We start from the raw sequence: 9,715 nt of genomic DNA, 5'->3' as shown, positions 1-9,715 counted from the left end.
TGAGGCGTTCCGCGCGCTGGTCGATGTTCACATGATGGGCGCGTTCAATGTCGTGCGCCCGGCCTTCCCGGTGATGAAGGCGGCGGGCTATGGCCGTGTCGTGCTGACCGGGTCGATCGGCGGCATCTACACCATGCCGCAAACCGTCCACTACGCCATGTCGAAGGCGAGCATGATCGGGCTGAACAACGCGATCAGCGTCGAAGGCAACGAGTTTGGCGTGAAAAGCAATGTCATCCTGCCCGGCGCGGTGACGCGCATGGCCGAGGGGATCGACACCAGCCAGTTCCCGCCGATGGACCCCGCACTGGTCGCCCCGATGGTGGGCTACCTCGCCCATGAGGACTGCGCGGTCAGCGCCGAGATATATGCCGCCGTCGCCGGCCGCATGGCGCGGGTCTATGTCACCGAGACGCACGGGCTGTGGCAGAGGGACTGGTCGATCGGCGAAGTGGCCGAAAACCTCTCCGCCATCCGCGACACCTCAAACAATTTCACCTTCCATCCGGCCGAGGGCGGTTTTGGTGCGCACCTCGGCACCAGCTTCGGCATGGTTGGGAGTTAAACCTGGGGTTCGCACCCTTAAATTGCTTATACTCTTTTGTGAAATCCTTGGCTGGCTTTGGGGTGCGACCCGGATCATAATGCTGGCATACCGGCAAGCGAATTGCCGAGGAAATATAGGGAGTATGGCAGGATGCAACTCTTGAAGGCGCTCATTTCCCTGACGATGGTACTAATTGCCAGTTCAGAAACTTCAGCCGCAAAGAACATACCCATTCCGCAAGTTTCCGGCCCGGTTCCCACAACGCCAGATAGAGGCGAATCCTATCGCGGATCGAACGAACAACCGGTCCCAGGACCCGGCCTGCCGATGCCGGACCTTGAGCGGGTGGGTTACGTACAAGAGGAGTTCGTCATCTCGGGCACGATCGATGGCAAGCCGTACCGCACCTCGCTGCTGGTGCGCCGGCCCAAGGATCTGCAGCGGTTTTCGGGGTTGGTTGGCGTGGAGACGATCCATGCTGGCGGCGCGATACCGTTCTGGGGAACGGGGCGCGAAGTCTGGGCGCCGGGCGGGCATGGCTGGGTTGCCGTCGCCTCGCAGCGGGCGGCGCTGGAAAACCGGGTCAAGAAATTCAACCCTGCGCGCTATGCATCGCTCTACATTCCGGAGGCACCGGCGGGGGCAAACGGCATGATGGCCAGCCCGCAGGATGCCATATCGCAGGCGATCATGACGCAGGTGGGCATGCTGCTGAAGAGCAACCGCAAGTCAGGGCCCTTTGGCGGCGCCAAGGTCCGTTACCTGCTGATGGGAGGCTCCTCGCAGACTGGCGGCACGACCTTGCGCTATATCGAGCAATCGCACGCTGCAGCACGGCTGCCGAACGGCAAGCCGATCTATGATGGCTATATGCCGATGGAGGCCTTTTCCGCCACACGGATCGAGGGCGGCGATGCGGCCGTGATCCATGCCGTTGGCGAAGGGGACTTTGCTCTGTTTCGCGCGGGCAACCCGCAGATGATGTTCTCCAGCCGCGAAGATGCCGACGCACCCAGGGATCGTTTCCGCGAATATCAGTTCGCCGCGGCTTCGCACGTCCCCACGCGCGGCCGGAACTCGACCGACCGACCAGGAGAATATCCCAGCCAGTTCCCGACCCAGCCCTTCTACAAGATGTCGCTGCTTCACCTGATCGACTGGGTAACAATGGGCACGGTGCCGCCGCGCGGACCCCGGCTTGAACAGACGACTGACGGTGTGATGCAGCGTGATGAGCACGGCAACGTCAAGGGCGGCATCCGTTCGCCCTGGGTCGATGTACCGAGCGCCCGCATCATTGCGGCAGCGCCAATTGCGCCCGGAGACCCCAATACGCGCGCGCAGCAGGGCGTGCAGGAGAACTTCTCTCCCGCGAAACTGGCTGCGCTTTATGGCACGCGAGAGGCTTACCTTGCGCGGTTCAACGCCGGACTGGACGCTCTTGTCGCCGCGCGCTGGATCACCACTGCCGATGGCGCGCGCTACAAGTCGGAAGAGGCAGCCAAGCCGCCGTTCTGAGGCGGGTTTCGGGAGCGGACAAATGGATGAAGTGATACCTGCGCTGGATCGCCGCACACTCCTCTGTGGCAGTGCAGCACTGGGCCTGACAGGCGCAATAGCTTCGCCGGTTGGCGCTGCTGCTACCATTCCCGGTGCAACTGAGATCAAGGCCTTGATCGACGAGCGCGTGGCGGCGCAGCAGCTTCCGGGAGCGGTCGTCGCACTGGGGGGAAGCAACAGACCCGCTTCATTCGTCTTCGGCGGCACAGTCGATTTCGACAGCGCGAGCCGTGTCAACGAACACACGCTGTTCCGCATGGCATCGATGACCAAGCCGATCGCCGGCATGGCCACCATGCTCCTCATCAGCGAGGGCAAGCTGAAGCTGGACCAGCCCGTGGCCGACTTCATCCCCGCCTTCGCCAACATGCGGGTTGTTAGCGATCCTAAGACTACCGAAAGCCGCCCCGCAGAACGGCTGATCACCATTCGCCACCTAATCACCCACACCAGCGGGATCGTGAACGAGGCGTCTGGCACGATTGCCGAGAGCTATCGCCGCCTAGGCGTGGCAGGCGGCGCGCCCTCGCCAGCAGTGGCGGCGGATGCTCTGCCGGCTCCGCGATCCCATGAGGATTACGTCAATCGGCTCGCGCAGGTGCCTTTGGTCTGCGATCCGGGCACGAAGTGGCTCTATTCCCCCAACCTGGACATTGCCGCGCGGGTAATCGAGGTGATCTCGGGCATGCCGTTCGACACCTTCCTTGAAAAGCGCATGTTCGCGCCGCTGGGAATGACGAGCACCGGGTTCTGGGTCAGATCCAGAGACAAGGGTCGGCTGATGACCATGTATGCGCGACAGGGAGGGGCTCTTCTGCCGACCGATACTGCGGCGACATCGCGTCTGCTGGTGAAGCCCGATATTCCCCGCGCTTCTGGCGGGCTCGTCTCGACCGCGCGCGACTATGATCGCTTCCTGTGGATGGTGGTGAATGGCGGCTTGCTCGACGGCCGGCGCGTGTTCCCCGCCGATGCAGTGAAGCTTGCTACCTCGAACCTGCTGCCGCCGGGTACGGACATGACCCAGTACACGTCACGCACCGGCTATGATGGCTTTGGCGCGGGCGGCATGGTCACGGTCGGCGGTCCAAGGCCGGGCACATATGGCTGGGGCGGATCGAGCGGGACGACGGGTTTTGCCAATCCCGCCCTGAAGTCGCGCTGGGGGAGCTATACGAATGTCGGCGCGAGTGACTTTGGCCGACGCGCCATGGCGGCTGCTGGCATGTCTTTCAGTCAGGCCATCATGCCCGGCGGTGCCGAGCGGATGGTTCCGGCAAAGAACTGAGCTTCAAGAGCCGGGCCGCACGGCGGCAATCAGTCCGCCATCGACTAGTATGTCGGTGCCGGTGATGTACGAAGCCTGGTCCGAGGCGAGGAAGGCCGCGACCCCGGCAATTTCGAGCATCGAACACTCGCGGCCGAGCGGAGCGGCTTCGAGCAGCGCCATCTTGCCCGCCGAGTGCTTGTATGATTCCGCCCCCTGCGGCGAGGCGATGAGACCTGGCGACAGCGAAACGATGCGCAGACCGCGCTTGCCCCAAGCCGGGGCGAGTCTGCGGCACATGCGGTTGAGCGCTGCCTTGGACAGCGAATAGGCCTGATTTGCATTGGCCTCTGCGCCGAGCTCCGCCGCGAGCGCCGCGATGAAATCCGGCCGCAGCGGATCGTCGAGCAACGGCAGCAGAGCGGCGGGAACATCCTGCATGTGCGCTGCCGAGGACGAGATAAAGATGCCCGCGCCTCCGGGCTCCAGAACATCGAGGAAAGACTGTGCTACGCTCGCAGCGCCCACAAGATTGACCGCCATGATCGCAGTAAAGTCTTTCGCCGCGGGTGACAGGCCGACGACGTGAGCGAGTGTTCTTACATTCCCCTGCGCCGAAGCGGCATCAGCCAATGCGGCAATATCCGAAGGACTGGTGACATCGCAGGCGATGGCGATGGCATCGTAGCCCTGACTGCGCAGGTCGGCGCAGTGCTGTTCGGCCAGCTGGGCATCGCGATCGGCAATCAGCAGTCGGTGCGACAGGCCAAGCCGCCGGGCGACAACCATGCCCAATCCGCCGGCACCAACCACTACGGCCAAGGGCCAATCGGGCCGCTCGCTGCTTCCTGCTTTTGCCATGTTCGATCTCCAGGGCTGCTCGATTGCAGCCATGCCGCCGGACCATTGATGCAGGCAAGCGTTAAATTGAGTATGTTCATTTTATCAGGAGGCGTGCTCATCAAGACCATTTGAGGCTAAAATTGTCGCAGATTGTACGTTTGCCAACAAATGAGGTTGCTCAATATTGACCGTGGGCCGTCATTGGCATAGCTTTCGGCACAAGAGGCAAGCCAGTGACCGGATTCGTCGCTGCCCGCAAAGGGCGGGATGCGCTGGACCGCCGGAAAGGAAGCGTAAGGACTACAATGAGATCGTCAGCCATCCCGCCTTCCAGTCGCAAAATCCGGCCGTCCGTGGCGCCGCTGGCAGCACTCGGCACGCTTGCGGCGGCAGTCATCTCCTCAGGCGGCGCAGCGCAGAACCCCGGCTTTGCCGAGCCGCGGTCGCCCGGCGGTCCAACCACTTTCCGCCGTCTGGACGAGGCGCAGTACAAGCGCTCGATCGCGCAGATCTTCGGTGCCGACATCAAGGTGCCTGGCCGGTTCGAGCCGCCCGTCCGTGATGAAGGGCTGCTGGCCATCGGCAGTTCCAAGGTTATCGTCACTCCCTCGGGGATCGAACAGAGCGCCGTTCGCGCGCGTGAAATTTCGGCAGAAGTGCTGAGCGAAGCCAAGCGCAGCCGCTACGTATCGTGCCAGTTGACCGCTTCGTTCGATGGCCCTTGCGCCTCGCAGTTCCTCGACAAGTATGGCCGCCTGCTGTTCCGCCACCCGCTCTCGGCGCAGGAGCGCTCGGCAGCCTTGGCTCTCAGCCGCGATGTCACGCAGACCTCGGGCAGCTTTGCCAAGGGGCTGTCGGCGGGCCTGTCGTCACTGCTGGTTTCGCCCGCCTTCATCTTCCGCGTCGAACAGGCCGAACCGGATCCTGCGGACAAGGGGCGGCAGCGGCTCGATTCATGGTCGCTCGCCAGCCGCATCAGCTTCCTGTTGTGGAACGCGCCGCCCGATGCGGAACTGCTCGATGCAGCCGCCAACGGCTCGTTGCATACGCAGGCCGGTCTGGAAAGGCAGGTCGATCGCCTGCTCGCTTCGCCCAAGCTTGAGGATGGCGTGCGGGCATTCTTCAGCGATATGCTGGGCTTTGACCAGTTCGACGGACTGTCGAAGGATTCGGCAATTTTTCCGGTGTTCAACCCGCGGCTGCGCGACGATGCCAAGGAGCAGTCGCTGCGAACAATCACTTATCATTTGCTGACCAAGGACGCCGATTACCGCGAGCTTTTCACGACGCGCGAGACGTTCCTTAGCCGGTCACTTGGCGCGCTTTATGGAGTTCCGGTCACAGCCAAGGCGATCAACGGTTGGATGCCCTATAGCTTCCCGGAGGGCAGTCCGCACGCCGGTTTGCTGACGTTCCCCGGCTTCTTGCTGCTGGACCCTTCGCACGAGGGCCGTTCTTCTCCGACGATCCGCGGCAAGACCGTGCGTGAGAAGTTTCTCTGCCAGACGGTTCCCAATCCGCCGGCCAACGTCAACTTCCGCATCGTGCAGGATACTGCCAACCCGCAGTTCAAGACCGCGCGTGAGCGGCTTAGCGCGCACAACGAAAGCCCGGCCTGCGCAGGATGTCACCGCATCACCGATCCCATCGGTCTTGCGCTTGAGAACTACGATGCTGTCGGGACCTATCGGACGCACGAGAACGGTGCGTTGATCGACCCGAGCGGCAAGTTCGACGGCAAAACCTACAGCAACGCGATGGAACTGACGCGGCTGCTGCATGACAGCCCGAGCGTCCCGTCCTGCGTGGTCCAACGCACGTTCGAATATGGCACTGGCCGTCAGTCCGTTCCGGGCGAAGGACCTTGGCTGGAGGCGCTGAGCCAGCGGTTCACTGCCGATGGCTACCGCTACAAGGCCCTGCTGCGCCGCGTCGCCACCAGTCCGGCTTTCCAGGCCGTTGCACTGCCTGCACCGATTGCGCCCAAGCGCGTCGCCTTGCTCAATCGCCAGCCCTGAGGAGAATGTCGATGTCCCTTTCCAAGTGGAACCGGCGCAGCGTGATGAGCGGAATGCTGCGCGGTGCATCCGTTGCGGTCGCTCTGCCCTGCCTCGACCTTTTCCTCGATGGCAATGGCGAAGCCATGGCGGCAACCGGATCGCCGATCCCTACCCGGTTCGGCACGTGGTTCTGGGGCTGCGGCGTGAACGAAAAGCGCTTTTTCCCCGATGCGGTTGGCCGCGACTTCGCCTTCAAGGAGGAGTCGATCGCGCTCGCTCCGCTGAAGGACAAGATCACCATGTTCTCGGGCTTCAACGCCTATCTCGATGGCCAGCCGAACCTGACCCACTGGTCTGGCATCATGACGACGCTTGGCGGTACTGTGCCGACCAAGGGTGGCAACGGTCAGGGCGCTGCGCCGGCCACGACGCTCGATTGCCTTGTTGCCGATCACCTCGGCACTGGTACGCGGTTTAAGCAGATCGGTATCGCCTGCACCGGGCAATCGAATGTCAGTTTCTCGATGCGGGCTGGTACCACTGTGAACCCGTCCGAGGTCGATCCGCTGGCGCTCTACACCCGCCTGTTCGGCACCGGCTTTCAGGATCCCAATTCGGGAACCTTCAAGCCTGATCCCAACGTGATGATCGAACAGAGCGTGCTGTCGTCAGTGAAGGGCCAGCGCGAGGCGCTGGGCCGGGTTGTCGGCAGTGCCGACCGGCACCGGCTCGACCAGTACTACACCTCGGTTCGCGAGCTCGAGAATCAGCTTGCCGTGCAGCTCCAGCCGCCTCCGCGCGCCGACGCCTGCGTGGTGCCAAAGGCGCCCGCCGGCATGGAGCCCGGCACGACCTGGGAAGATGCCACCGCAATGCATGATCGGCTGACTGACCTGCTGGTGATGGCACTGGCCTGCAACCAGACCCATGTCTTCCACGTTGCGCTGTCACAGGCGACGTCGAACCTGCGCAAGGCCGGGCAATCGATCGCGCTGCATGAACTGACGCACGAAGAGCCGATCGATCCCAAGCTGGGCTACCAGATAGAGGCAACCTTCTTCCTCGAACGGGTCATGGGCCTTTACGCCAATCTGCTTACCAAGCTCGACAAGGTAAAAGAGGGCAACGGGACGCTGCTCGATCACTCGCTGATCCTGGCAACTTCGGAAGCCAATCTGGCAAAGCTGCACACGCTGGAATCGCTGCCAATGGTCGTGGGCGGCAGCGCAGGCGGCCGCTGGAAGGCGGGGCAGCATATCGCCGGGAAGGGCGACTCCGTCACCCGCGTCGGGCTCACGATCCAGCAAGCGCTGGGCATGCCGGTGGGCACCTGGGGAACCGGCGGCAACGAGACCTCGAAGACCATCGGTGAGGTCATGGCATGATCGATTGCACCCTGGCCCGTCGCTCGCGAACAAGGACGACCACAATGAAATCCATCGTAATCCTCGCAGCTGCTTCGCTTGCAGTCGGCAGCGCCGGAGCACCCGCGCTGGCCGCAGACGCTTCTCCGGCTGGCACTGCGGCGAAGTACACCTCCAAGACCACGCCAATGTCCGTGTTGCTGGGCGATCCGGCAGCAAAGGCGGTGCTGGTCAAGCATGTGCCGCAGCTGGTTGCGAACTCAGACATTGCGGAGCGTGCAGGCGGCATGACGCTCAGCGAGATCGGCGAGGCCATAAAGGCCTACTCGCCCGATGTGCTTTCCGAAGCGGTCCTCGTGAAGATCGACACCGATCTGGCAGCTTTGCCGGCGCGCTGAAACTTCGCGGATCGATTGAAAACAATAAGTGAGAGGACAGTATCGCGTGCGGAACGATGGAAAGCTTGGTCTGATTGCACTCTGTGCGATGGCGCTTGGCTGGAGCGAAACGGCCTCGGCATACATCGGCGACAGCTTCCTCTCGATCCCCGATCAAAAGGGCCACTGGCAGGGTACCGAACACAAGGGCTGGATCCGCGCGGAGGCCAGTGAGTGGCAGGGCCGCCTGACCCGGCTCAACAGCGGCGCCACCGATCCGCTGGCCGGAAACAAACTGTTCTTCGGTGGTCCCAACGTGCCGAAGCCGGGCAACGGCGGCGGGAAGATCGCGCTGTCCTTCAGCAAGACCAACGCCGATCTACCGGCACTTATGGCGCTTTGTGCCAAGAAGACACCGATCGCGCAGATGACCTATGCCGAAAATTCGGACCGTGCCCGTCCCGTGCTAGAACTTGGCGCCCGCCCGGCCGAGTTTCCAGCCTACTGGGAATACCGTCTGAAGGACGTAATTGTAGAGGATTGCCCGGTCCTCAAAGGCGCCGCTGACCAGATCATTATGATCTCGTTCCGCGACATCGAATGGCTGAACTATGATCCGGCGCGGCCCAACGCCAATCCCATTGCGGTCGCGCCTGAGAAAGTAAGGGCAGTCCGGCCGACAGCACCGCAAGCCGGCAAGAAGACCCGCGCCTACCTGATCACCTGGATTGCTCCCGCAACCCTGCCTCCGCAGACCGAAGCTTGCCCGGCGCTTGAAACCAAGCCTAGCGAGGCGGACGTCTATCGCTATCTCACGGCAGACGAAGTTGCCGTGCTCAAGAAGCGCTGGGCGATGAAGGGCGTGTCATATGGCCCTGACAGCGAACGGCGCGGACCGCACCGGATGAGCGTTGCCAGTTTCCCCGGTTCGGTGCCTGATCCGGTCATGCCTGAGCCGAAGGCGACGATTGCCGATGGCCTTGATCTCGATGGTGACCAGACCGGCACGCGCACGCCCAATGGCATCCGCAAACATGCCAATTTCACGGCGCCGGACGGCCGCAAGGGCATCGATAACCAGCTCCTGCGCGTCTATGGCTGCGTCCCCGGACTGCGCGGCAAGCAGGGCTATGGCAACCAGACGCCTAATGCCCGCCGCGCCGATGGCAACGTCGTCACCCTCATCGAAGTCAGCGGCATCGATGACGATAAGAATGACAGCGAGGTCGAGGTCGCGTTGATCTATTCGGGCGACAGGCCGGTGAGGGACAGCCTGGGCAAGACCTTCATCCCGAACTATACTTTCTCCCCGAGCCGCGATCCCAACTTTGCCATCTACAACGCGCGGGTGAAGGGGCGGATCGTGGACGGCGTGGTCATGTCTGACCCGATTTCGCTGCTCAAGATGAACCCCGGCCAAGGCCCGGAAGCCAGCCTGCATCAGGCCCGCTTCCGCATTGCACCGCAGGCGGACGGATCGGCCAAAGTGCTGCTTGGCGGCTATCAGGAATGGAAGAAGCTGGCCGTCAGCAGCGGCTATTCCGAGGGCCTGTTCAATTACAAGATCCCGGGCCTTTATTACGGCTTCCGCCGCCACGCTGATGGGCTCTACGATCCGTTCTCGGGTGAATACAACGGCATCTCGATGGCATACGAGATTGATACGGTGCCGGCGTTCCTTGTGGACGAATAGCGCGTTCAACGCGCCTCTCCGGTCCACCGACTGGACAGCGGCAAACTGCGCGGGCAAGTAACCC

8 protein-coding genes are annotated in these 9,715 nt (G+C 62.8%); 7 read left to right on the top strand and 1 reads right to left on the bottom strand.

What is annotated here, in order from left to right:
• From WG900_RS19740 to WG900_RS19730, 3 genes are all read left to right on the top strand, one after another.
• Window positions 1-565, top strand: a 565-nt coding sequence (locus WG900_RS19740) for an SDR family NAD(P)-dependent oxidoreductase (protein ID WP_339970038.1), incomplete at its 5' end; no start/stop codon positions are given.
• 132 nt (window positions 566-697) lie between these two features.
• A complete protein-coding gene (locus tag WG900_RS19735) occupies window positions 698-2,065 on the top strand; it encodes an alpha/beta hydrolase domain-containing protein (RefSeq protein ID WP_339970036.1) in 1,368 nt (455 codons plus the stop codon).
• A 22-nt stretch (window positions 2,066-2,087) separates the two neighbouring features.
• Complete coding sequence (locus WG900_RS19730) at window positions 2,088-3,395, top strand: serine hydrolase domain-containing protein (RefSeq protein ID WP_339970035.1); 1,308 nt, start codon at window positions 2,088-2,090, stop codon at window positions 3,393-3,395.
• 3 nt (window positions 3,396-3,398) lie between these two features.
• Here WG900_RS19730 and WG900_RS19725 read toward each other — a convergent pair whose 3' ends face one another.
• Window positions 3,399-4,235 (bottom strand): SDR family oxidoreductase, encoded by an 837-nt coding sequence (locus WG900_RS19725; protein ID WP_339970033.1) that lies wholly within the window; start codon window positions 4,233-4,235, stop codon window positions 3,399-3,401.
• A 335-nt stretch (window positions 4,236-4,570) separates the two neighbouring features.
• Between WG900_RS19725 and WG900_RS19720 the strand changes: the two genes are divergently transcribed.
• Genes WG900_RS19720 through WG900_RS19705 form a run of 4 tightly spaced genes read left to right on the top strand, consistent with a single transcriptional unit; the run spans window position 4,571 to window position 9,651 of the window.
• Window positions 4,571-6,235, top strand: coding sequence for a DUF1592 domain-containing protein (locus WG900_RS19720; RefSeq protein WP_339970031.1), 1,665 nt, complete (start codon window positions 4,571-4,573; stop codon window positions 6,233-6,235).
• 11 nt (window positions 6,236-6,246) lie between these two features.
• On the top strand, window positions 6,247-7,602 hold the full coding sequence (locus tag WG900_RS19715) for a DUF1552 domain-containing protein (RefSeq protein WP_339970029.1): 1,356 nt from the start codon (window positions 6,247-6,249) through the stop codon (window positions 7,600-7,602).
• Window positions 7,603-7,646: 44 nt separating this feature from the next.
• Window positions 7,647-7,979 (top strand): hypothetical protein, encoded by a 333-nt coding sequence (locus WG900_RS19710; protein ID WP_339970027.1) that lies wholly within the window; start codon window positions 7,647-7,649, stop codon window positions 7,977-7,979.
• A 46-nt stretch (window positions 7,980-8,025) separates the two neighbouring features.
• A complete protein-coding gene (locus WG900_RS19705; RefSeq protein WP_339970025.1) occupies window positions 8,026-9,651 on the top strand; it encodes a hypothetical protein in 1,626 nt (541 codons plus the stop codon).
• Window positions 9,652-9,715: the final 64 nt, after the last annotated feature.

The sequence above is a fragment of the Novosphingobium aquae genome (genome assembly GCF_037572715.1).
Classification (GTDB): Bacteria; Pseudomonadota; Alphaproteobacteria; order Sphingomonadales; family Sphingomonadaceae; genus Novosphingobium; species Novosphingobium aquae.
This window is presented reverse-complemented; position numbering and strand designations above follow the sequence as displayed.